The following is a 23,038-nucleotide window of genomic DNA, read 5'->3' as shown; positions in this document are numbered from 1 at the left end:
CTGTGAAGCAACTTACTTTTCTTGATAAGCTTGTCTATATACTCAATATTTTAGTTGCTTTCTTGTTTTTTATTTCCTTTTTTGGACCATATATTTCTGCAAGGACCTTCCCTTTTTTATCCGTTTTAAATCTGGCAGTGCCCATACTGGTATTGGCCAATTTTGTTTTTTTTGCATATTGGATTATACGCTGGAAAAGGAAATGGATACTGTCAGGAATTTTGTTGTTGATGGGTTTTTTGTTTATGGATTCTTTTTATAAGTACTCTATTAAAGAAAATTTTGATGATGGGTTAAAAGTAATGAGTTTTAATGTTAGGGATTTTAACAAGTTTAATTGGTTGGATGACCCAAACCTCGGAAATGAAATAATTAAATTTATAAAAAAAGAAAACCCTGACATATTATGTTTTCAAGAGCATAGCAGAATATGGTATAAGAAATTAAAAATGTATCCGTATAGAGCTGAAACACCTTATTCTACAGGGCAATCGGTTCAAAGTATTTTTTCCAAATATCCAATTGTAAATAAAGGCTCATTGAATTTTCAAAGCACTTTAAATAATGGGATATTTTCTGATATTGTCATAGAAAATGATACTATCCGTGTTTATAATTTACATTTGCAATCTTTCAAAATAACTCCTTCCGTTAAAGCCGTAACCACTGAACCTTCGGATAAGCTTTATAGGAGGTTGACAAAATCTTTCTCTATGCAACAAGACCAAGCAGATTTGTTTCAGGAGCATCTAGGTAAAAACCCCCATAAAAAAATTGTGTGTGGTGATTTTAACAATAATCAATACTCCAATGTATATCATTCAATCAAAGGGGATATGGAAGATACATTCCTTAAAAAAGGAAAAGGATTTGGGAGAACTTATGATTTTATGGGATATCCTTTAAGGATAGATTTTATTTTGGCAGATAAAAATTTTGAGGTGTTGAGCCATAAAAATTATGATGTAAGATTGTCCGATCATTATCCGGTAATGTCCACATTACGTCTCAAATCCCAATAGCCAACAATCTGCCTGGTCAGCAAGGATATGAATAGTTAATGCCAAACCTAAAATCCTTGTTTTCTTAAAGAAAAGAAATAAAAAGGATAGAGGGATTATCCAATAGGAATGCAATGGATGAAAGTTAATGCTACAACGACCGGGGTCAAAAATTGGAGTGGCCAGTAGGTGATCTAAGTCAATCAAAATTCCTAAGAGCAGTATAAGTATAACTCTTGTTCTGTTTTCCTTGAAAAAGAGAAAACCAATAGCTATGGGAACTAAAAAATGTATCCCATAGTGAATACAAAATCTAATCATTCAAAAAATCCAAGTTGATATTTTTTAAGTAGGTAACTGCATTTGGACCTTCATTAAAAAGAAGGTCCAAGATACTCACGTTTTTTATAAAGGGATGTCTATCATTAAAAACCTGAGTGTATTCTTCTTGTACAAACTCCAAATTATTTTTTGCATTTACTAAAAACCGTCCATCCTTTATATGTTTTGGACTAGGAACATAAGTTTCAGTTTTACCGGTTGGCATTTTAATTTGAAGACATTCATGAATACATTGAATGGTTTTCATATTAAAATCTAACAAGAATGTATGGTGTTTTTTAAAAAGAGGAGCTAAATCATCTTCATAATATTCAAAAAATGGGGAAGTCCTATATGCCGTTTGCAATGTCCTCCAATGTTGACGTTGCCAATTATACTCATTTTCTATTTTAACGTCTTTGTATTTCTGTTTTCCATGAATATTAAAACCTATATGCTTTATAGGAATGCTCAATAAATGCTTTCCTGAATCAGTACAGACATAGCTACGGTTTCTGTATGTTTGTTTTTGATAATTATCTTCAACTTCCCAACAAATATCTTGTTGAACCATTACTGCAAAATTGGCAATATTGGGAAAGTATCCAGGGTGTAGCAAAACCTTCATGCTTCTATAGGCTTGCTTTCTTTTTCTTCTTCTTTCTAAAGAAATCAAATACGAACCATCCGGCCAAAATCAATAAAAAGTACTTAAAATAGGATTTAGGCTCACCATTACCACCTACAGTGGTGAAAACTCTGTCCCATCTAATTTTCCAATTACCTATACCATCATTTATACCATCAATACTCATCCAAATAAAGACTGGCTTTCCTACAATATGATTTTCAGGAACATAGCCCCAAAATCTACTATCCTCAGATCGGTGCCTGTTGTCTCCCATCATCCAGTAATAGTCTTGCTTAAAGGTATAAGAATCTACCACTTCATTGTTGATGGTTATTTGATTTCCGGAAACTGATAAAGAATTGCCCTCATATTCATGTATTATTTTTTTATAAAATGGGAGGGACGATATTGTTAAAGGAATTGTTTCTCCTTTTTTAGGGAGATAAATGGGACCAAAACTATCAGTAGTACCGGTATGTTCGGAATCTTGGGGAAAAGTTTTTGTGGTTTCTTGAGAAAACCCGAATTTTTCCACCGAAGTAATACCAGCCTGGCCAACATAATTTTTAGCCTCAGCTTCGGTCATGTTAAAAAGAGATACGTTGTTTGTTTCCGATGCCTTTAAAAAGGACTTTACCTTTGGGTTGGGTATGGAACCAGCAAAGAACACAGTAGTAGAATCTTCTTTAACTTTTTCAAGACTCAATCTATTGATTAGTTCTTCCGCATTTTCTTGATTTAAGGCTTCTTTCGGAATACTAACGACACTTCCCATGTATTCATCACGTCCTAGCAAATTTACAACTGTATTGTTTAGCGGTTCTTTAGTAGTAACGGCATGTATATATTGAACTTTGGCCCTTCCCGGTAAAACAGTTTTTTTACCATTAATGTGGACATACCCATCTATAATAGACAATGAATCGCCTGGAATGCCGACACATCGTTTTACATAATTGGATTTTTTATCAATAGGTTTTCTTACTCCTTTTTCTCTTTTGAAAAAACGGTACACTGTATCCGCCGGCCAGCTAAAAACCACAATATCGTTCCTTTTTATTTTTTGAAGTGCAGGTAATCTAAAATAAGGAAGTTGTAATTTATTCTTCCAAGATGTCTTATAGGTTTCTGGGTCTACATCTGCCAAATATGACCTTGTCTTTAGTATGGGAAGAGTATCATGCACCATAGGTGCAGCAACGGTAGTCATAGGGGTTCTTGCACCATAATGGAATTTACTTACAAATAAGAAGTCACCAATCAATAAAGTTTTTTCCAAGGATCCTGTAGGTATTACATAAGGCTGCATAAAGTAAGTATGTACAAGAGTGGCGGCAACTATGGCAAAAACAATGGAACTTACCCATTCCCCCAATCCTGTTCTTGGGTGTAAGCTTCTGTCCTCAATATATTTTACATCCAATACATAATTTACATAATATATATACAAACCAAGGGTAAGTATTACCAACCAAGTATCCAAAAGACTATTTTTTCCAAAGCTGCGAATGGTTTCTACCCAAACTACCGGAAACATCAATAAATTAATTATTGGGATGAAAAGTAAAATTACCCACCATTTTGGGCGATTTATAATTTGCATTAAAACAATTGCATTATAAACTGGGATGGCTGCCTCCCAAGCTTTTCTACCCGCTTTTACATATAATTTCCAAGTTCCCAGAAAATGAATAACCTGAATTATCAGAATAAAAATGATCCACTGTGTACCGTTCATGTTGCTAATTTATTTTTTTAGACTGGGTAACCTGCTTATTTGTTGCTTTTTTTAACCAAGGTTTAACACATCTTTCATAGTAAAAACCCCTGTTTTCCCAACAATCCATTCAGCTGCTACGACTGCCCCCAAGGCGAATCCCTCTCTATTATGTGCTGTATGTTTTAATTCTATACTATCTACCTTACTGTCATAAGTTATGGTATGCGTACCTGGAACTGCGTCAATTCTTTTGGAGGTAATAGGTATTTCACCCTCTCTGGCTTTACCCAACTTCCATTGGGAAAGATCAGAATTTTTTATAATTCCCTCAGCAAGGGAAATGGCCGTTCCACTGGGGGCATCCAATTTTTGGGTGTGGTGGATTTCCTCCATTGATACTTTGTACTGGTTTAGGTTTGCCATCATTTTTGCCAAATACTCGTTCAATTCAAAAAAGATGTTCACACCCAAGCTATAATTGGATGCATAGATAAACCCACCTTTTGTTTCATTGCAAAGATTTACAATTTCATCAAATTTGTTCAGCCATCCCGTGGTACCCGATATAATAGGCACATTATGCTCCAAACATCCTTTAATATTACCGTAAGCCGCATTAGGGGTGCTAAAATCGATTGCCACGTCCATTTCGCAAAAATCTATTTCTTTAGCATCTACATCTACCTTGGCAACAATAGTGTGGTCTCTTTGTAGAGCAATTTGCTCTATCATTTTTCCCATTTTTCCGTACCCAAACAAGGCTATCTTCATAAAACTAGAACTTGATTGTTAATGCCATTCCGTAACTAGGACTAGCTGTGATAGTGTTGTAATCCAAGTATGGCTTTATATCCATATCCAAACTAAGATTGTCATCCACATTAAATTGTTTAAGATGTGCATCCACATTGGCATCCACTACATTGAGTGCATACATAATTATGGTGACCAACAAGGCCAAATCCCTATCTCTCTGATATCGTTCCTGCCCATCTTGTAAAGCTTCTTCTGAAACGTTAGGTTCTGTAGGAATAAAATCATCATTTGGGTTTAGGTCATAAAACTCGTCATCCGTAAAGCCAGCCCTTCTTCTTTTAAAGGCTGTTCTATAACGGTCATAGCTGTCATCATTAAACAAATAAACATAGACTCCAGTTCCAAGCGCACCCCAAACAATGGGCGCTTTCCAATAGCGTTTGTTGTAAATTTGCCCCAAACCTGGCAATACCGCAGAATAGAAGGCAGCTTTACTGGGTGCCAATGGGTTAATTTCTTCTCTTTTTGTAAATAAAGAATCTTGTACTACTATCCCTTCTTCCTTTAAGTTGGTTTGTATGGAATCCAATTCTTGGTCAGGAGGGGTTACATCTTGTGCCCAACTAAAAGCTACAAAAAGAAAAAAAAGAAGAAAAAGACTATGGCTTTTATTCACCAGTTATTAATTTTTGCAACCTCTTTAACTCTTCTTTTGAACCAAAAGGAATTGTAATTTTCCCTTTTCCCTTTTCAGAAGATTTTATATCGATGGTTGTTGACAGATATTCCTTGAGAATATCTTGTGATTTTTTTGCAAATTTGGGAACCTCTATAGTTTTTTGTGTGGTTGGTACCGTAGTCCCATTTTTAGAATTGTGATAGGCTTTTACGGCGGCTTCTGTATCTCTTACGGATAAACCCTGTCCTACAATCTTCTCATAAAGCGCAATCTGGTCGCTTTTCTTTTCAATATTTACAATAGCTCTACCATGGCCCATACTTAAAAAACCATCTCTTATACCTGTCTGTATAATAGGGTCTAAACGTAGCAATCGTAAATAATTGGTAATGGTAGAACGTTTTTTGCCTACACGGTCACTTAGTTTCTCTTGGGTAAGGTTTATCTCATCAATTAATCTTTGGTAGGACAGAGCAATTTCTATTGGGTCTAAATCCTGGCGCTGTATATTCTCCACCAAGGCCATTTCCAAGGATTCTTGGTCATTGGCTATACGTATGTAAGCAGGGATGGTATCCAAACCTACTAATTTTGAAGCTCTATATCTTCTTTCCCCAGATACCAGTTGAAATTGGTTAAAATCAATTTTCCTAACCGTAATGGGTTGAATAACACCCAACTCTCTAATTGAACTTGCCAATTCCTGGAGGGCTTCATCATTAAAATTGGAGCGTGGCTGAAAAGGATTAACTTCTATGGCATCAATATCCAATTCTACTATATTACCAACAACCTTATCGGCATTTTTATCCGATGCTGATTTTATGTCATTGTCCGGATCCTTAAGTAATGCGGACAGCCCTCTTCCCAGAGCTTGTTTTTGTGTTGCCTTCGCCATTATACTTTCTCCTTATTTTTTTTGACCAGCTCATTGGCCAAGTTCAGGTAATTGGCCGCCCCTTTACTGCTGGCATCATATTTTATTATGCTTTCCCCATAGCTTGGAGCTTCGCTTAACCTTACATTTCTTTGGATAATGGTATTGAAGACCATATCTTCAAAGTGCGTTTTCACTTCTTCTACCACTTGGTTGGAAAGTCGCAATCTAGAATCGAACATGGTCAATAAAAGGCCTTCAATATCCAAATCAGCATTGTGAATTTTTTGGACACTTTTTATAGTGTTCAACAGTTTGCCAAGTCCTTCCAATGCAAAATACTCACATTGGATGGGAATGATTACTGAATCTGCCGCGGTAAGGGCATTTAGCGTTAACAATCCCAAAGAAGGCGCACAATCAATTAAAATATAATCGTACTTTTCTCTAAGATGGCCAATGGCACCTTTTAGCATATACTCCCTATTGTCTTTGTCCACCAATTCAATTTCAATCGCCACAAGGTCTATGTGTGCGGGAATTAAATCTACATTGGGGGAGGTCGTAGGAATTATAGTTTCCTCGGCATTTTTGGTATGCTCCAATAATTGGTATGTGCCCAGTTCAATTCCATCCACATCAATTCCTAAACCTGATGTTGCATTGGCTTGGGGGTCTGCATCAATCAATAACACCTTTTTTTCCAGTACACCAAGCGAGGCAGCAAGGTTAACTGTAGTGGTGGTTTTTCCAACCCCACCTTTTTGGTTTGCAATAGCAATAATCTTGCCCATTAGTCTAGTAAGTTAGGGGTTAAAAATACGATTATTTATGGTGTTAAAAAATGAATTTTGTTAACAGAAAGTGAATAACTAGTTCATCTAACGTTAAAGTGAGTTAAAGTTATAGCTATGAATGCTGTGACGGGGGTCAATCCAGCAAAATCTCAATGATTTGAATGGCAGCTTCACTAACTTTTGTTCCTGGTCCGTAAACAGCAACCACTCCAGCATCAAACAAATAACTATAGTCCTGCTTTGGAATTACACCGCCAACAACAACCATAATATCCTCACGATTATAATTTTTAAGTACTTTTATGACTTCTGGAATTAACGTTTTATGGCCTCCTGCCAAAGAAGAGATGCCAAGAACGTGCACATCGTTTTCTACAGCTTGTTTTGCTACTTCCAACGGGGTTTGAAAAAGCGGGGAAATATCCACATCAAAACCAATATCAGCATAGCTACTGGCGATTACTTTGGCACCTCTATCGTGACCATCTTGACCCATTTTGGCTACCATAATTCGGGGTCTACGGCCTTCTTTTTCAGCAAATTTATCTGCTAATTCCTGCGCTTTTTTAAAGCTTTTATCGTTTTTTATTTCTTTTGAATACACCCCTGTAACCGATTGTGTTTTTGCCTTATACCTGCCAAAAGCCATTTCCAGCGCACCACTGATTTCCCCTAGAGTTGCCCTACATCTTGCAGCTTCTACTGCTAAAGCTAGTAAATTATCCGTACCTGTGGAAAAGTTATGGTCTTTAGATGATGTCGCCATTTTTTGTTTGGCAATCACCGTAAGTTTCTCCAAGATGTTTTTAACGACTTTGGTATCTCTTTTTTCCTTTACCGCATTGATTCTTGCTATTTGCGATTTTCGTACTTCTTGATTGTTTACCTCCAAAATTTGCATATTATCTTCCTCTGCTAGCTGATATTTATTAACACCGACAATAATTTCTTGCTGACTATCAATTCGGGCTTGTTTTTGCGCTGCAGCTCCTTCAATCCTCATTTTTGGAATACCTACTTCAATGGCTTTTGTCATACCTCCTAGCTCTTCAACTTCTTGTATTAATTTCCAGGCTTCTTCGGCAATTTTATTTGTAAGGTTTTCAACAACATGGCTACCTGCCCATGGGTCTACAGTTTTAGTGATTTTTGTTTCTTCCTGAAGGTAAATCTGAGTGTTTCTGGCTATTCTGGCCGTGAAATCTGAGGGTAAGGCAATGGCTTCATCCAAAGCATTGGTATGTAGGCTTTGAGTGCCACCAAAAATAGCGGACATTGCTTCAATAGTGGTTCTGGCCACATTGTTAAAAGGGTCTTGTTCAGTAAGACTCCAACCACTGGTCTGGCAGTGGGTGCGCAGCATTAGGGATTTTTCATTTTTTGGATTAAACTCCTTTACCAATTTTGCCCATAGCATTCTTGCAGCCCTCATTTTGGCAATTTCAGTAAAGTGGCTCATGCCAATGCCCCAAAAGAATGAAAGTCTAGGGGCAAACTCATCAATTTTAAGTCCGGCCTTGAGGCCAGTCCTTATATATTCAATACCATCTGCAAGTGTATAGGCAAGTTCCAAGGCCGCAGGTGCGCCAGCCTCGTGCATGTGATAACCAGAAATACTGATGCTATTGAATTTTGGCATTTTCTTGCTGGTATATTCAAAAATATCTGCTACCAGTTGCATGGAAGGGGTAGGGGGATAGATATAGGTATTTCTTACCATGAACTCCTTTAAAATATCATTTTGTATGGTACCCATTAATTGTTCTGGAGGCACACCCTGTTCTTCTGCAGCTACAATATAAAAGGCCATAATGGGCAGTACCGCACCATTCATGGTCATTGAAACCGACATTTTATCCAATGGAATTCCATCAAACAAAATTTTCATATCCTCAACAGAATCTATAGCTACACCTGCTTTGCCAACATCACCCAGAACTCGATCATGGTCGCTATCATAGCCTCTATGGGTGGGAAGGTCAAAAGCAACGGATAGCCCTTTTTGACCTCCAGCCAAATTCCTTCTGTAAAAGGCATTGCTTTCCTCGGCAGTTGAAAACCCAGCATATTGACGAATGGTCCATGGTCTGCGAACATACATGGTAGAGTATGGGCCTCGCAAAAAGGGGGATATACCAGCTGCAAAGTTGTAAACTTCAGATTTATTATTTCTTCGGGAAGATAGTAGTTTAATATGTTGAAAGTCTTTTCTACTCATTCTTCAACCTTTTTTGTTCCATCTCTTCCGCTAGGCGCTTCTCAATTATGGGCTCCAATAATGTTTTTCTAGGAACTATTTTTACAAATGGATATAGTTCCAAATCATCCCTCATGTGTTCATCTTTGTTTTGGTATTTGTTAGTGCCAACCAAAACTTCTTCTTGGGCATTGAATTTTTCTTGCTCCTTTTGGGCGCTTTCTTTTATTTTTTGCTGAATAGTATGGTTTTTTAACTGGTGCATAAATCCACCTCCAGCTTCTATGTTTTTAAATAATTCCAGAGCTTTTTCCGCTAACTGTTGGGTCAGTGTTTCTATGTAGTAAGAACCTTTAGCTACTTGGGAAACATCATTAAAATAGCTTTCATTTTTTAATAGTAATAACTGATTTCTGGCTATTCGCTCTCCAAATTCATTGTCTTTGTGGTAGATGGAATCGTATGCCAAATTGCATACGGTATCTGTGCCTCCCAAAATAGCGGACATGCATTCGGTGGTTGTTCGAAGCATATTTACATTATAATCGTAAAGAGTTTTGTTCCTTTTGCTTGGGATGGCCAAGATATGGCATTCAGATTTCATTCCATATTCTAAGGATAAAGTAGCCCATAACAACCTCAAGGCCTTAAGCTTAGCTATTTCAAAGAAGTAGTTGCTGCCCATGGATATTATGAAGGTAATTGTTATAGATCTCCCGTCCCTTCGCTCACTCGAACTAAAATGATTTAAGTATTCATTGCCGTGCGCCAAGGCATAAGCCAATTGTTGTACTATTGTGGCTCCGGCATTTTGGTATAGAGAAACATCAACACATACTGTGTTTTTATGGTTTAGGCGAATGATTTCTCCAAGTAAATCATGGTCTTTTTTTAGGTTATAATACCAATTACCGCTTTTAGCCAAATTTCCTATGATATCCATATTCAAAAAAACGTTGCCATTGTTTTTTGTAGCCTCTAAAACATTTTTTACGAAGCGGAGCGATAAGAACTTAAAATCAAAATAGATAGAAGTTACCGAAGCATTTATTTGGTTTAAAAGTTCATAAATAGAAATATCTTCGGATGGAATGGTGAAAATTATACTTTCAGCCCCGCGTTCTATGGCATTTAGTGCTTTTTTATTGGCTAATTTGGCATTTCCTGCATAAATTGCTTGGGCAATGTTCCATTTTTCTGGCGAAGTAGGTAAAAGAGAATCTTCCTTTAAATCTTCGGTATGGTAAAAGGGCTTTACTTTTATACCTTCTGGAGATTCCCAAACCAACATGTCATTGTAATCGGCCCCGTTGAGGTCAACCTGAATTTTTTGTTTCCACTGTTTTGCAGAAACTTCAGGAAAATCATCAAACAGCCCATTTTTACTCATTTTTTTTATTTTTCAGACTGTCCTCGTATTCAATTAAGTAAATTTCCTCGTTCTTTTTTTTAAGGTAGTATTGTTCCCTTGCAAATTTTTCCAACTCTTCCGGGTCGGACAAGGTTTCCATTATTTTTTTGTCCTTTTCAATTTCGTTTTTCAAAAATTCCTGTTGTTTTTCCAGTTTTTTGATTTCTTTTTTTAGCTCTAAGTGAATAAAAAGAGAATTAGTGTCAAAAAAAACCATCCACACCACAAAAATGGTCAAAACAAGAATATATAGATTGGTGGCCCATCCAAACCACTTTTTCTTTTTAAGTTCCTTCCAACCCATTTTTAATTCAGTTTTTCATTAATAATGGTACGTACCATACCTACTGCCACTGTGTTGTAATGATTGTTGGGAATAATAATGTCCGCAAACTCTTTGGAGGGTTCAATAAATTCATTGTGCATGGGTTTTACAGCTGTTTGGTAACGGTATAAAACCTTTTCCAAATTATGTCCACGCTCTCTTGTATCTCGTTGTAATCTACGGATAAGACGTTCATCAGAATCTGCATGGACAAAAATTTTCATATCAAAAAGCTCCCGTAATTTTGGATTGCTTAGCACTAAAATACCTTCTACAATAATTACTTTTCTGGGGTGTACCGTCTCCGTTTCCGACATACGGGTCTCCTCCACAAAAGAATATACGGGTTTTTGAATGGAATTGCCTTTTTTTAGCTCAATTAAGTGTGAAATAAGCAAATCAAAATCTATGGAGTTTGGGTGGTCAAAATTAACGGCACCTCTCTCTTCTTTGGTCATGTGGGCAAGATCCTTGTAATACGAATCTTGTGAAATTATGGCCACTTCATTTTCCGGTAACTCTTCCACAATCTGGTTAACCACAGTGGTTTTTCCACAACCTGTGCCTCCAGCAATTCCAATAACTAACATGCTTGTCTGTTTTTTTGGCAAAAATAGATATTTGGCTTGAGAATAACTATTGGAAGTTGGGGTGGGGTGTCAACAAAGTTCTTTTTATATTTAATTCACCTATCATGAAATCCTTTGCCATTCAGAATTCTTTCGATGTTTTTTTCAATTCTGGATTCCCTTGTTTTTGATTGTTTAGGTTGGGAAAAGTGAAGGATATATCCACGCTTCCGACCCGGTGTTAGGGCCTCAAAAGCAGATTTAAATTCAGGTAATTCAGAAAATTTGCCCTCTAGTTCTTCTGGTAAGGGTTCTGGATTTTTTTTGAACGTTACTTTTAAACCAGACTTTTCCACTTCAAGAGCTTCATAAATGTAAGATTTTAAAATTGGCTCTATTTTAATTATATCCTTAACATTGGTAAATCTTGCTTGTCTCACAGCTTGCGAATTTTCTCCGGGTGCTGTGAGGATGTCATGGGAATCTTTGAGTAGGGAGCCTTTAAAAAATGCAATAGTGGCGTATTCCTTAAAAGCCGTGACCAAAAGAATGTTGCCATTCTTATAGGTATAGCATGGTTGGGACCATTTATATTCTTCTTGTAGGCCACAATCAAGAACGATTTTTCTCAATAATTTTAACTCTTCCTGCCAGGTATGGACCTTGCATTCTGGAGTCCTATATAGGGAACAACGTCCACAACCCTCTTCCAAATAGATATCTACCTTATGGTTCATGTTTTTCAATTTGTTTTAATCTGATAGTTGGTAAAACTAAGATACTTAAAAAGGGTATAAAACGAGTATAGTGTTATGTTTAATGGTCTGCACATATATTCCAGAAGGAAAAGAAAAATTGGTGGGTGCGGATGTATGCCATGCATGATTTGCTATTTTCATCTCCGGTTTTGGATGAATAGGTTTTAATCCTACCAACAATCTTATTCCCATAAACCAGAATCTAGTGGTGGGCTGGGGCAGAGGTTATTATGATGTACCGCCCTTGAAGGGCATAGTCTATGGATTGGGAAAAGCAAACTTAGAGTGAACGTGGACATTGCTACTATGGTTAATAGTCTAATAAGATTTTGTTGATGAAAGTTTTAAATTCTTGTTTGACCCTTTGTAGAATTTATTAAAAATTATGCAAGCAGTAAGATCTCCGGTAATATTAACAGCAGTTCTAAACATACCTAAAATACGGTCTATGCCAATAATAACTATAAGGCCATCAATTGGAATTCCTGCACTCTGTAGCACAGATGCCAGAATAATCACCCCACCTCCTGGAATAGCTGGCGTTCCTATAGAAGCAGCCACAACAGTAAAGGTAATTAATAAGAGGTTTAAAATGGATAGTTCCATTCCATATGCTTGTGCCATGAATAAGGTAGTCACACATTGGAATAAAGCCGTTCCATCCATGTTGATTGTAGCTCCAATTGGTATTACAAAATCACTGATGTTGGAGGATACGTCTAATTTTTCATCTGCTGTTTTCATAGATAACGGCATAACGGCTGCAGAGCTAGCCGTAGAAAATGCCAATAATTGTGGTTCTCGGATTGCCACCAAGAAGTTAAGAGGACTTTTCTTGGCAATGACCAAAACCAATGCTAAGTAGAATGCCATTAATATGGTTAGACCTAATATGACAACTGCCATATAGTATCCTAAGCCAAGAAATATTTCAACGCCTGTTCTAGATAACAAAGCGGCTATTAAACCAAAAACAGCATAAGGCACAAGCCTCATGGCCCATGACACTACAATCATACAAATCTTCTGAATTGCTTCTGAAAAACGAATTATGGGTTCTGCCGTGTTTTGCCTTAGTTGAGTTATTGCCACACCGATTATTATGGTAAAAATTACCACACCCAACATTTCTCCTGTTAATATGGATTCCAGTGGATTATTGGGGATTAGGTTGGATATAGCACTTGGAATATTCTCAATAAGGTTTGTTTGGTCATTAGCTACTATTTTGTTTTCACCATTATTTGGAAATCCACCAAGAGAAAAAATATATTGACCGGGTTTTAGGATAAGTGTTATGACCAGACCTATGAGAATGGCAACAGCAGTGGTGAGAATGAAATAGAGTAATAGCTTAAGACCAAAGGTTTTAAGATTCTCGGATGTATTACTAACAATACCTGTTATGATTGATGTAAAAATCAATGGGATCATGATCATTTGAACCAGTCGCATGAAAATTTGACCAGGCAAGTCAAGCCAATCGGCCAGTATCAAACTAATATTTTCTGGAACTATTTCCGTAGATGGATTAAGTAGAACTCCCACGGCTCCTCCTAAAACTAGGCCAATAATTACCTTAAACCATAAACGGCCTTTTACAAGACGGTCTAAATGGACTGATAAATTATTAAGAGGTGTGAAATCTACCATGGTGTTCTTAGTATTTAATAACTAAAATAGTTATCGAATAAAGTTATGTATGTTCAAATCATTTAAAAGTTATGCACAATTTAATGAGGTAAAAACTTCACCCCACTACTAGAATCCCTTTTGGCACCCGTAACCGAGCATAATACATTGGTTTTTCTTTCCATTCGCAATACACCCATTAGAGCAAAAACCAAGGCTTCCTTAAACTCTATAAGGGTAGGCGGAGGCTTTATTACCTGTACATCAGCACCCAATTTTTCCTGTAGTGTTTGTATTAAAAAACCATTTAAAGCCCCACCCCCAGTAACCCAGAGTGTACTTTTTTTATAGGTATGCTCTTTTACCTGTATGGCCAGTTGTTCACATATATGATGAATACAGGTATGTAACAAGTTTTCTATACTGTCTTCCGTTCCTTCTACTAATGGCACTACTTTTTCCATAAACCATTCATAGCCCGTAGATTTTGGAAAGGGCAGTTTGTAATAGTCCAACGCATTTAGTCTATGTAACAAATCAATATTTAGAGAGCCAGTTTTTGCTAGCGCACCATCTTTGTCGTACGCCAAATCTATTTTTTGGGTAATATAGTTCAAGACCATATTGGCAAGCCCAATGTCATAGGCTACCCGTTTTCCGTTATGCTCAAAGGAAATGTTACTAATGCCACCCAGATTCAGGCAAAAATCATAATCGCCAAAGAAAATCCTGTCCCCAATAGGTACTAAAGGTGCTCCCTGACCTCCCAATGCCACATCATTGGTCCTAAAATCACAAATGGTGGTATGTCCGCTTGCATTGGCCAAATGCTGTCCAGAGCCCATTTGGTAGGTAAGGCCCTTTTCGGGTCGGTGGTGTACGGTATGTCCATGACTGGAAATAAAATCTACCTCCATTTTTTTTTGATTTATAAAGGCTTTGGCCTGTTCTCCCAACCAAGTGCCATAAGAGTTATTAAGGACAAAGAGTTCTTCGGCTGGTAAAGTAATGGCATTCTTTAATTTGGAACGCATGGCGGCATCATAAGAGACACTATGGGTGTCCGCTATGGAGAAGTGCCATTTGTTGTTGCTTTCCCAAATATTGCAATAGGCAAGATCCAACCCATCTAACGAGGTACCCGACATTAACCCTAAAACCTTGTGCATTTTCATGTTATGAGTGTATGGTTACTGGTAATTCTCCTTTTGCTACTATTTTATCCAAAAAATGGTAGGCGGCATTTTCCTGAAAAACTTTAAAATCTTGGTAGGCAATCACGACTACTTTGGCTTTCTTATAATTAAGAATATTTAGCACATAGGGATTTCCAAAAAGATAAAGCACCACATTTTTGGTATCCAATAGTTCTTTTAATTTTTTTAGGTCAGGTTCTGGAATTTCAAAATTATCCTTGGGTTTTATTTTGGGAGGAAACAATGCCACTAAAACATTGTTGGTATGCAGGGTTTCATCTGTAATTAATCTAAAAAAATGATTTTCCACTTCTTTTCCTAAAGCTACTTTAAGGAACCCTTCTTTTTTAAAATCGGAGAGGGCCTCTTCACTACCTTGAAAAAGGGTAAGACTATTCTCTGCCAACTTTTTGTTTAGGGTTTCTGGTGTTGTTAATTCCTGACAGGTGGGCAAAGGATTGGAAAAGGCTTTTTGCTTGAGTTTCCACACGCGTTCAAAAGCTTCCTCAATAGTAGTTTGGGTAGCTTTTTTTTGGATGGTTTCAATTCCTTCTGGAACATTTTCGGTAAAGCAGAGCAGGTCATTTCCAGCATCAAAAGCTGCCCATTCCAATTCCCCTTTTATAGGAAACATTTTGGAAACGCTGTGCATATTTAGGGCATCGGTAATAACAACTCCCTTAAAGCCCAGTTTGGTTCGTAAAACTCCTGTGATAATGTCCTTGGAAATGGTAGCAGGTACTTTCTTGCCTTGGCTCAATGCAGGAACAGCCAAATGACCTACCATAACAGAATCCACCTCTTCTTCATTAATGAGTTCCCTAAAAGGAAACAATTCATTATCCCAGAGTTCTTCTATGGATTTTTCAATCACGGGAAGTCCCAAATGGGAATCGGTCCCCGTATCGCCATGCCCTGGAAAATGCTTAATGGAAGTTAAAACACCTTCGCTTTTTGTTCCTGAAATAAAGGCTCTGGCCTTCTCTACCACTTTGTTTTTATATTCACCAAAAGAACGATATCCTATAACGGGATTCAAGGGATTGTTGTTAATGTCTACAACAGGGGAGAGGTTCCAATGGATGCCTATCAACTTACAATCTTTAGCAATGTTTTTTCCTACCTCATACAGTAAATCTGTATTGTTTTGGATGGCCCCCAATGTTATGGCATAGGGGTATTGTGGGGTGTTTTCAATCCGCATCGCCAAACCCCATTCGGCATCAATACTTATCAATAAGGGGTGCTTGGATACTTTCTGGTATCTATTTATAAGTCTCTTTAAGGTGTCAAAACTTTGTTCATTGTAAACCACTGTTTTTTTGCCTTCAAAATTGGTAGCGGCACTAGCACGGCTATGAAAAAAGCAAAGTCCGCCAATATGGTGCTCTTGGATGAGATTTTCTATGAACTGGACCTCTTCTTCTGTATCGTTGATGAAAGCTGCGGGCATAAAAAACTGCCCCACTTTTTCCTTTAAGTTTAAGATATCTTTTGCTTTGGAATAGGGAAGGGACTTACTCATTTTCGGGCTTGGATTTTTTACCAAAATCGGCAGGGTAGGTAATGTATTTTAAAAGAAAAATGGCGGGTAGGGCAGCAATCACCACCCAAATAAAAAAACCTGAATATCCTAACCATTCTTGAATGTAGCCACTTACCATTCCCGGTATCATCATACCCAAGGCCATAAAACCTGTTGCGATGGCATAATGGGAAGTTTTGGATTTTCCATCGGCAATATAGATGAGGTACATAAGAAAGGCCGCAAAGCCAAAGCCGTAGCCAAATTTTTCAAAGATGACGGTTGCCGTCACAGCAACAATATTGGTGGTTTTGGTGAAGGCCAAAAGGGCATATAGAATATTGGGGATATTGAGGGAAAGTATCATGGGTAACATCCATTTTTTTAGTCCGTCCCTAGAAATCAAAATCCCTCCTAAAATTCCCCCAATAGAGAGCATAATAACCCCAACGGTGCCAAAAATGGTTCCTATCTTTTCCGTTGAGTATCCCAATCCACCTTTTGCGGTTTCATCCAACATAAAAGGGGCGGCCATTTTTACCAATTGTGATTCCCCCAAACGGTAGCATAAGATAAAGGCCAAGGCAATACCAATTCCCGGTTTGTTAAAAAAGGAAAGGAACACATCTCCAAACCCTTTTGGTTTGTTCTTTGCTATCTCTTGTGAGGATTCAAATTTTGGGGTTATAAAGAAGTTGGAAACCGTAAGAATCAGCATTAAAAATGCCGTGCAGACCATGGTGAGTGACCATGCCTTGGTATTGTCCCCGTATTTATTTTCCAAAAACCCGGCAACAATCACAATCAGCCCTTCTCCTGTAACCATGGCCAGGCGGTAAAAAGTACTGCGCATGCCCACAAAAAAGGATTGTTTTTTTTCTGTTAGGCCGAGCATATAATACCCGTCTGATGCTATATCATTGGTAGCCGATGCAAAGGCGGCCATCCAAAAACAGGCCAAAGAAGTAATGAAAAATGAATTGGTGGGCAAGGAAAGACCAACGCCTAAAAGTGCTATGGAAATGAGCAATTGCATGCCCAAAAACCAGTTTCTTTTGGTACTTTTTAAATCTACAAACGGACTCCATAAAGGTTTTAACACCCAAGGTAAATAGAGCCAACTGGTGTACAGCCCTATATCTGCATTGCTTATTCCAAGTCTTTTGTACATAATAACGGAGACCATTACTATGAGGACATAAGGCATACCCTGGGTAAAATACAAGACTGGCACCCAAGCCCAGGCCCATTTATCTTTTTTTATCATTTAGGAATTCTTGTTGAACAAAAAAGGCATATTTTCTTTAAAAATATGCCTTTTAAATTATTTAGGAATAAGATTAATTGAATTTGTAACGAACAAATCCTTCCATAGCCTCATACTCTGCCAATCCTAGGGCATTGTATTTTCTTGCCGTTTCTTTATTACGTTGCTCTGCACGTTGCCAAAATTCACGTTCATCATTTCCTGGAAACATGGCGGCATCTTTTTGTGATTGGTGCTTAAATATGGCATTTTTCTTTCTGGCCATATCTTTTGGACCAATTGGGATGGTCATTTCCATATCGGAAATGTCCCATTCCTGCCAAGCGCCACGGTAAAGCCATACATAGCAATCTTTTAACCATTCGGCACCATCTTCCACCAATCGCTCCAAGGCTTTGTATATTACTTGTAAACATACTCGGTGCGTTCCATGTGGGTCAGAAAGGTCACCCGCAGCAAAAATTTGATGTGGCTTTACTTTGTTCAACAAGTCATAGGTGATTTGGATATCCGCATCCGAATACGGTTTTTTCTTTACCGTTCCCGTCTCATAGAAGGGTAGGTTTTGAAAGTGTGCATTTTCCTCCTTCACCCCACAATATCTACATGCGGCCAAAGCTTCTCCTTTTCTAATCAATCCTTTAAACTGTTGAATTTCATGGCTATCTACCTGCCCTGGTCTTTTGTTCTTTAAGAACTCACGTACTTTTTTAACTTGAGCCTGAATTTCTGGGTTGTCTTTTTGGGCTTCCCGGGCAAATTCCATAAAACGGATGACTTCATCATCAAACACGGCAATGTTCCCAGAAGTTTGATAGGCTACATGCACATTGTGTCCTTGGTCTACCAATCGCAGTAGCGTGCCTCCCATGGAAATGACATCGTCATCTGGGTGTGGGCTAAAAATCAATGATGTTTTCTTTGCTGGATTTGCTCTTTCTGGTCTGTTGGTATCATCGGCATTGGGTTTTCCTCCGGGCCATCCGGTAATAGTATGTTGTAGTTGGTTAAAAACCTTTAAATTAATATGTTCCGCAGAACCTATTTCGGCGACCAAATTCCCCATACCATATTCGTTATAATCCTCATTGGTCAATTTAAGGATGGCTTTGTTCAGTTTTTCTGAAAGCCAAATAGTTGCTTTTTTAATCAGTTTGTCTGTCCATAGACATTCGCTTACCAACCAAGGCGTGCTAATTCTTGTAAGTGACGAAGCAGCTGCCTGGTCCAGAATGAAATCACAGTTGGGATGTTCCTGTAAAAAGGTCGCAGGGATGGATTCTTTTATTTTTCCTTCAACCGACTCTTTTATGATATTGGCTTTTCCCTCTCCCCATGCCATTAGAATTACTTTTCTTGCATTCATAATGGTTCCAACACCCATAGTGATGGCTTTAGTGGGCACATTTTCTTCACCAAAGAAGTCACTCGCGGCATCCAAACGCGTTACTCGGTCCAATCTAATGATTCTTGTTTTACTGGTAATAGAAGAGCCAGGTTCGTTAAATCCAATATGTCCTGTTCTACCAATTCCCAATATTTGAATATCGATTCCACCAGCCTCAACTATTTTTTTCTCATAATTATCACAGAACTCTCTAATGTTATCTTTATTAACTGTTCCATCGGGAATATGAATGTTCTTTTTGTCAACATCAATGTGGTCAAAAAGATGTTCATTCATAAAGCGAACATAACTGTGGATGGAATCTGGTTCCATAGGGTAATATTCATCTAAGTTGAATGTGATAACGTTTTTAAAGCTAAGACCTTCTTTATGGAATTTTACCAAAAAGTCATATACTTTGGTAGGGGTAGAGCCTGTTGCCAATCCCAATACAACATTTTTATTCTGTTGTTGTCTTAGAACAATAAGCTTTGATATTTCCTGGGCCACATAGAGTGATGCTTTATCAGAATCATCATAGATTTCTGTAGCTATTTTTTCAAACTTGTGGGATTCATCATATTCCTTTAATTGGAACAGATCGTTTGTTTGATTTAGAGTTGTTGTGGACATAGTGGACATTTATGTTGTTTGTTACGGCAAAAGTATGCAAATTATTTAATATATGCTGTTTTTTGCTGTTATTTAATGCAATATTTTGCATTAAATAACACGATGTTAACATTAAAATAGCATAAAACGGCAACTAAATTATTTTGTTATCTTTGTTTTATTGAATAAAACTGAATTAAATGCTTAAGGAAGAAAGGCATAAAACTATATTAAATGAAGTGGCACTGCACAATAGGGTGCTGCTCACGGATATAGCCGAAAATTTGGATGTGTCCATAGATACCATTCGAAGGGATGTGAAAGAATTGGATGCTGAAAATAAACTTAGAAAAGTGCATGGAGGAGCTATAGCTCTTGGCTTTATAAATAATAGTGTAAGGAACGCCAATATTTATAGATTGGAGGATAAAGTTGCCATTGCAAAAAAAGCCATAAAGCTGTTAAAAAATGACAATGTCATTCTTATTGATGGGGGAACCACATGTGTAGAGTTGGCAACGCAATTGCCGGACCAACTTTCACTTACTTGCTTTACATTGAGCTTGCCAGTGGCATTGGAATTATTAAAGAAGCCTAAGGTAGAGGTTATTTTTATTGGAGGCCAGTTGTCCAAGGATGCCCAAATTAGTATTGGTGCCAATGCCGTGCACAACCTATCCAATATAAAAGTGGATTACGGTTTCATTGGTACTGGTTATGTGGATCCGGTATTTGGGCTAACAGAATTCGATTATGATATAGTTCAGGTAAAAAAAGCAGTGATCAATGCTTCCAAGAAAACAATACTTCTATCTATATCCGAGAAGTTGAATTCCCAACATCGATACAAAACATGTGATGTAAGTGCAATAGATACTATTATTACGGAGTTAGATGCAGATGATATACTATTAAAATCATTAAAAAACCAAAATATTCAACTTTTATAAGCCTACATGACCAATTTTAAAAAAATAACCGAAGAAGCTTCTAATCACAATGATTTGGAAAAAATGGATACCCTTTCTATTCTTCAAAATATGAACAAGGAAGATGAAAAAGTGGCTAAAGCCGTTGCTTTAACAATTCCACAAATTTCTACATTGGTTGATGGATTGGCAGAAAGATTCAATAAAGGAGGCCGTCTTTTTTATATAGGAGCGGGTACCAGTGGCCGATTGGGAATTTTGGATGCTTCTGAAATCCCACCTACTTTTGGAATGCCATTTGACAGGGTCATTGGTTTGATTGCCGGGGGAGATTCAGCCATTAGAAAGGCTGTTGAGAATGCAGAGGACAATAAGGAACAGGCTTGGAAGGATTTATTGGCTCACAACATATCCGAAAATGATGTTGTGGTAGGGATTGCTGCTTCTGGAACAACTCCTTATGTGATTGGAGGCGTACAAGAAGCTAAAAAGAAAGGGTTGTTAACGGCCTGCATTACAAACAATCCTGGTTCTCCCTTGTCACAAGCAGTTGACATTCCCATTGAAATCAATGTTGGCCCAGAATTTCTTACCGGTAGTACGCGTATGAAGAGTGGGACTTCCCAAAAGTTGGCATTGAATATGATTTCCACCACCCTGATGATTAAAATTGGTAGGGTAAAAGGAAACAAAATGGTAAATATGCAATTGACCAACAATAAATTGGTTGACAGGGGAACTCGCTATTTAATTGAGGAACTTCAGTTAAATTATGAAGATGCCGAAGCTGCTCTTATAAAATATGGTTCAGTTAAAAAGGCAATTGATGCACTAAAATAGTTAAAGACTATTTTTTGATTGCAGTCACTTCTTCTGTCGTAACTATTTTGTCACTTTTATTTCCCCAAGTATTTAGAATATAGTTCATTACATCGGCTATCTCTTCATCTTCCAGCCCGGGCGACACCATGGTGTTGCTATAAGTGACCCCATTGACCACCATATCGCCAGTTTGCCCATACTTAATGCCAAAGATACTTTTCTCTCTATTTTCCATTAAATAATCGGAATTGGCCAAGGGAGGAAATACGCCTTCCACTCCTTTACCAGTATCTAAATGACAGGTAACACAGAAATCAGCATAAATTTCGCTTCCTCGTACCATGCTTTCTTCCAAATCCTTGTCCTGAAATAAGAAGTTGGCAATAATTCCAATAACCAAGATATAACCTAAGAGAAATTGTTTCATACGTATTTTAGCTATATTTTAAGAGTAATATTATTGAGTTTGAATTATGATTTGGGAACTAATTTATAAATGCCTTTTCCTTCTATGGCCACATAAATATAACCATCAGGTGCTTGTCTTACATTTCGAACCCTTCCCATACCCTCTAGAAGTTTAGTTCTATTGGTTACTTTTTCTCCATTCATTTCCAATCGTTCCAAATATTGAAAAGCTAATGACCCTACCAACAAATCCCCTTTCCATTCTGGATAGATGTCAGAAGTAACAAAAGTAACACCACTAGGAGCAATGGAAGGTACCCAATAGTGAATGGGTTGCTCCATTCCTTCCATTTCTGTTTTATCGGTAATAGGAGTTCCGCTATAATTAATTCCATAAGTTATTACGGGCCATCCGTAGTTTTTTCCAGGTTTGATCACATTTATTTCATCGCCTCCTCTTGGGCCATGTTCATGATCCCAAATTTCTCCCGTTACAGGATGTTTTACCAGTCCTTGTGGATTTCTATGACCATAGCTATAGATTGCTTTCTTGGCAGTTTCATCATTTACAAACGGGTTGTCTTCTGGAATGCGGCCATCATCATACAATCTATATATTTTTCCATTGTCACGGGTAATATCTTGTGGGTTAATATCTCTTTCTCCTCTTTCTCCCGCTGAAAAAAACAGATATCCATCATTATCAAATTCTATTCTAGAACCATAATGCTGACCTTTGGTGGTATTGGGCGTTGCTTTGTACAAAAGTTCCTTGTTTACTAAGGTATTTCCTTCCAATTTGGCACGCATAATAGCTGTGTTTCCACCTTTTTCTTCTCCTTCTGGTGAAGAATAGGAAATATAGATCCAACCATTGTTCTCATACTCAGGATGCAGCTCCAAATCCAAAAGCCCACCCTGACCTCTAAAATATACTTCTGGAACACCGGAAATACTAGTTTTTTTTCCGTCTTTAAAGCTAATAAGCTCGCCAGATTGTTCGGCAACCAGAATGCTTCCATCTGGTAAAAAAGCCATGCCCCATGGAACAGAAAGATTTTCTATTACTATTTCAGCTTCAAAGTCAATGTTTTCGGGGGTTTTAGCTTTATTTTTCTGTTGTTGAGCACATGACAGAGATGTCATTACAACGAATAAATAGGTACATACAACACTAATTTTCATTTCTATACGTTAGAATTATTAATAAGGAATATG

23 protein-coding genes are annotated in these 23,038 nt (G+C 37.6%); 3 read left to right on the top strand and 20 right to left on the bottom strand.

Features of this window, described 5'->3' with window-relative positions; genetic code table 11:
* The first annotated feature begins 2 nt into the window (after nt 1–2).
* Nucleotides 3–1,022: an endonuclease/exonuclease/phosphatase family protein gene (locus GGR42_RS13560; RefSeq protein WP_167965122.1), complete on the top strand. Its 1,020-nt coding sequence runs from the start codon at nt 3–5 to the stop codon at nt 1,020–1,022.
* On the opposite strand, the gene GGR42_RS16910 is transcribed toward GGR42_RS13560, so the two are convergent.
* The 18 genes from GGR42_RS16910 to nagB all read right to left on the bottom strand — a co-directional run bounded on the left by GGR42_RS16910 (nt 1,002) and on the right by nagB (nt 19,682).
* Complete coding sequence (locus GGR42_RS16910) at nt 1,002–1,322, bottom strand: DUF6122 family protein (protein WP_245201476.1); 321 nt, start codon at nt 1,320–1,322, stop codon at nt 1,002–1,004. The two genes, GGR42_RS13560 and GGR42_RS16910, sit on opposite strands and share 21 nt — an antisense overlap.
* A complete protein-coding gene (locus GGR42_RS13555; RefSeq protein ID WP_167965120.1) occupies nt 1,315–1,950 on the bottom strand; it encodes a WbqC family protein in 636 nt (211 codons plus the stop codon). The genes GGR42_RS16910 and GGR42_RS13555 overlap by 8 nt, the downstream gene beginning before the upstream one ends.
* Nucleotides 1,951–1,954: 4 nt before the next feature.
* Nucleotides 1,955–3,691 (bottom strand): signal peptidase I, encoded by a 1,737-nt coding sequence (gene lepB / locus GGR42_RS13550; protein ID WP_167965118.1) that lies wholly within the window; start codon nt 3,689–3,691, stop codon nt 1,955–1,957.
* A gap of 51 nt (nt 3,692–3,742) precedes the next feature.
* The gene (dapB, locus tag GGR42_RS13545) at nt 3,743–4,444 is read right to left on the bottom strand and encodes a 4-hydroxy-tetrahydrodipicolinate reductase (RefSeq protein WP_167965116.1); all 702 of its coding nucleotides are present in this window, start codon (nt 4,442–4,444) and stop codon (nt 3,743–3,745) included.
* A gap of 4 nt (nt 4,445–4,448) precedes the next feature.
* A complete protein-coding gene (locus GGR42_RS13540; RefSeq protein WP_394352762.1) occupies nt 4,449–5,105 on the bottom strand; it encodes a DUF5683 domain-containing protein in 657 nt (218 codons plus the stop codon).
* Nucleotides 5,098–6,006 carry a ParB/RepB/Spo0J family partition protein gene (locus tag GGR42_RS13535; protein WP_167965114.1) on the bottom strand — a complete coding sequence of 303 codons (909 nt, stop codon included), beginning with the start codon at nt 6,004–6,006 and terminating at the stop codon, nt 5,098–5,100. The genes GGR42_RS13540 and GGR42_RS13535 overlap by 8 nt, the downstream gene beginning before the upstream one ends.
* Nucleotides 6,006–6,779 (bottom strand): ParA family protein, encoded by a 774-nt coding sequence (locus tag GGR42_RS13530; RefSeq protein WP_167965112.1) that lies wholly within the window; start codon nt 6,777–6,779, stop codon nt 6,006–6,008. The genes GGR42_RS13535 and GGR42_RS13530 overlap by 1 nt, the downstream gene beginning before the upstream one ends.
* Nucleotides 6,780–6,915: 136 nt before the next feature.
* Entirely contained in the window at nt 6,916–9,000 is a 2,085-nt protein-coding gene (scpA, locus tag GGR42_RS13525) for a methylmalonyl-CoA mutase (protein WP_167965110.1), read from the bottom strand.
* Nucleotides 8,993–10,369 (bottom strand): methylmalonyl-CoA mutase subunit beta, encoded by a 1,377-nt coding sequence (locus tag GGR42_RS13520; protein ID WP_167965108.1) that lies wholly within the window; start codon nt 10,367–10,369, stop codon nt 8,993–8,995. The genes scpA and GGR42_RS13520 overlap by 8 nt, the downstream gene beginning before the upstream one ends.
* Complete coding sequence (locus tag GGR42_RS13515; protein WP_167965106.1) at nt 10,362–10,694, bottom strand: FtsB family cell division protein; 333 nt, start codon at nt 10,692–10,694, stop codon at nt 10,362–10,364. The genes GGR42_RS13520 and GGR42_RS13515 overlap by 8 nt, the downstream gene beginning before the upstream one ends.
* 2 nt (nt 10,695–10,696) lie before the next feature.
* On the bottom strand, nt 10,697–11,305 hold the full coding sequence (udk, locus tag GGR42_RS13510) for a uridine kinase (RefSeq protein WP_167965104.1): 609 nt from the start codon (nt 11,303–11,305) through the stop codon (nt 10,697–10,699).
* 95 nt (nt 11,306–11,400) lie between these two features.
* Nucleotides 11,401–12,021 (bottom strand): YdeI/OmpD-associated family protein, encoded by a 621-nt coding sequence (locus GGR42_RS13505; protein ID WP_167965102.1) that lies wholly within the window; start codon nt 12,019–12,021, stop codon nt 11,401–11,403.
* Between the two features lie 45 nt (nt 12,022–12,066).
* A complete protein-coding gene (locus GGR42_RS13500) occupies nt 12,067–12,234 on the bottom strand; it encodes a hypothetical protein (RefSeq protein WP_167965100.1) in 168 nt (55 codons plus the stop codon).
* A 126-nt stretch (nt 12,235–12,360) separates the two neighbouring features.
* Nucleotides 12,361–13,695 carry a dicarboxylate/amino acid:cation symporter gene (locus GGR42_RS13495; RefSeq protein ID WP_167965098.1) on the bottom strand — a complete coding sequence of 445 codons (1,335 nt, stop codon included), beginning with the start codon at nt 13,693–13,695 and terminating at the stop codon, nt 12,361–12,363.
* An 80-nt stretch (nt 13,696–13,775) separates the two neighbouring features.
* A complete protein-coding gene (locus GGR42_RS13490) occupies nt 13,776–14,849 on the bottom strand; it encodes an anhydro-N-acetylmuramic acid kinase (RefSeq protein WP_167965096.1) in 1,074 nt (357 codons plus the stop codon).
* 1 nt (nt 14,850) lies between these two features.
* Nucleotides 14,851–16,395 (bottom strand): glycoside hydrolase family 3 protein, encoded by a 1,545-nt coding sequence (locus GGR42_RS13485; RefSeq protein ID WP_167965094.1) that lies wholly within the window; start codon nt 16,393–16,395, stop codon nt 14,851–14,853.
* The gene (locus GGR42_RS13480) at nt 16,388–17,662 is read right to left on the bottom strand and encodes an MFS transporter (protein WP_167965092.1); all 1,275 of its coding nucleotides are present in this window, start codon (nt 17,660–17,662) and stop codon (nt 16,388–16,390) included. The genes GGR42_RS13485 and GGR42_RS13480 overlap by 8 nt, the downstream gene beginning before the upstream one ends.
* Nucleotides 17,663–17,735: 73 nt before the next feature.
* Entirely contained in the window at nt 17,736–19,682 is a 1,947-nt protein-coding gene (gene nagB, locus GGR42_RS13475) for a glucosamine-6-phosphate deaminase (RefSeq protein ID WP_245201475.1), read from the bottom strand.
* A gap of 179 nt (nt 19,683–19,861) precedes the next feature.
* Between nagB and GGR42_RS13470 the strand changes: the two genes are divergently transcribed.
* Together GGR42_RS13470 and murQ are read left to right on the top strand one after the other, a co-directional pair.
* Complete coding sequence (locus tag GGR42_RS13470; RefSeq protein ID WP_167965088.1) at nt 19,862–20,611, top strand: DeoR/GlpR family DNA-binding transcription regulator; 750 nt, start codon at nt 19,862–19,864, stop codon at nt 20,609–20,611.
* Nucleotides 20,612–20,617: 6 nt separating this feature from the next.
* Nucleotides 20,618–21,430 carry an N-acetylmuramic acid 6-phosphate etherase gene (gene murQ, locus GGR42_RS13465; protein WP_167965086.1) on the top strand — a complete coding sequence of 271 codons (813 nt, stop codon included), beginning with the start codon at nt 20,618–20,620 and terminating at the stop codon, nt 21,428–21,430.
* A gap of 7 nt (nt 21,431–21,437) precedes the next feature.
* Here the strand turns inward: murQ and GGR42_RS13460 are convergent, their stop codons facing one another.
* Both GGR42_RS13460 and GGR42_RS13455 read right to left on the bottom strand, forming a co-directional pair.
* Nucleotides 21,438–21,839, bottom strand: a complete 402-nt coding sequence (locus tag GGR42_RS13460; RefSeq protein WP_245201474.1) for a c-type cytochrome — start codon at nt 21,837–21,839, stop codon at nt 21,438–21,440.
* A gap of 44 nt (nt 21,840–21,883) precedes the next feature.
* Nucleotides 21,884–23,005, bottom strand: a complete 1,122-nt coding sequence (locus GGR42_RS13455; protein ID WP_167965084.1) for a PQQ-dependent sugar dehydrogenase — start codon at nt 23,003–23,005, stop codon at nt 21,884–21,886.
* Nucleotides 23,006–23,038: the final 33 nt, after the last annotated feature.

This window comes from Saonia flava, assembly GCF_011927795.1.
Taxonomy (GTDB): Bacteria; Bacteroidota; Bacteroidia; order Flavobacteriales; family Flavobacteriaceae; genus Saonia; species Saonia flava.
Note: the sequence above shows the minus strand (reverse complement) of the source record. Positions and strands in the feature narration are given on the sequence as shown.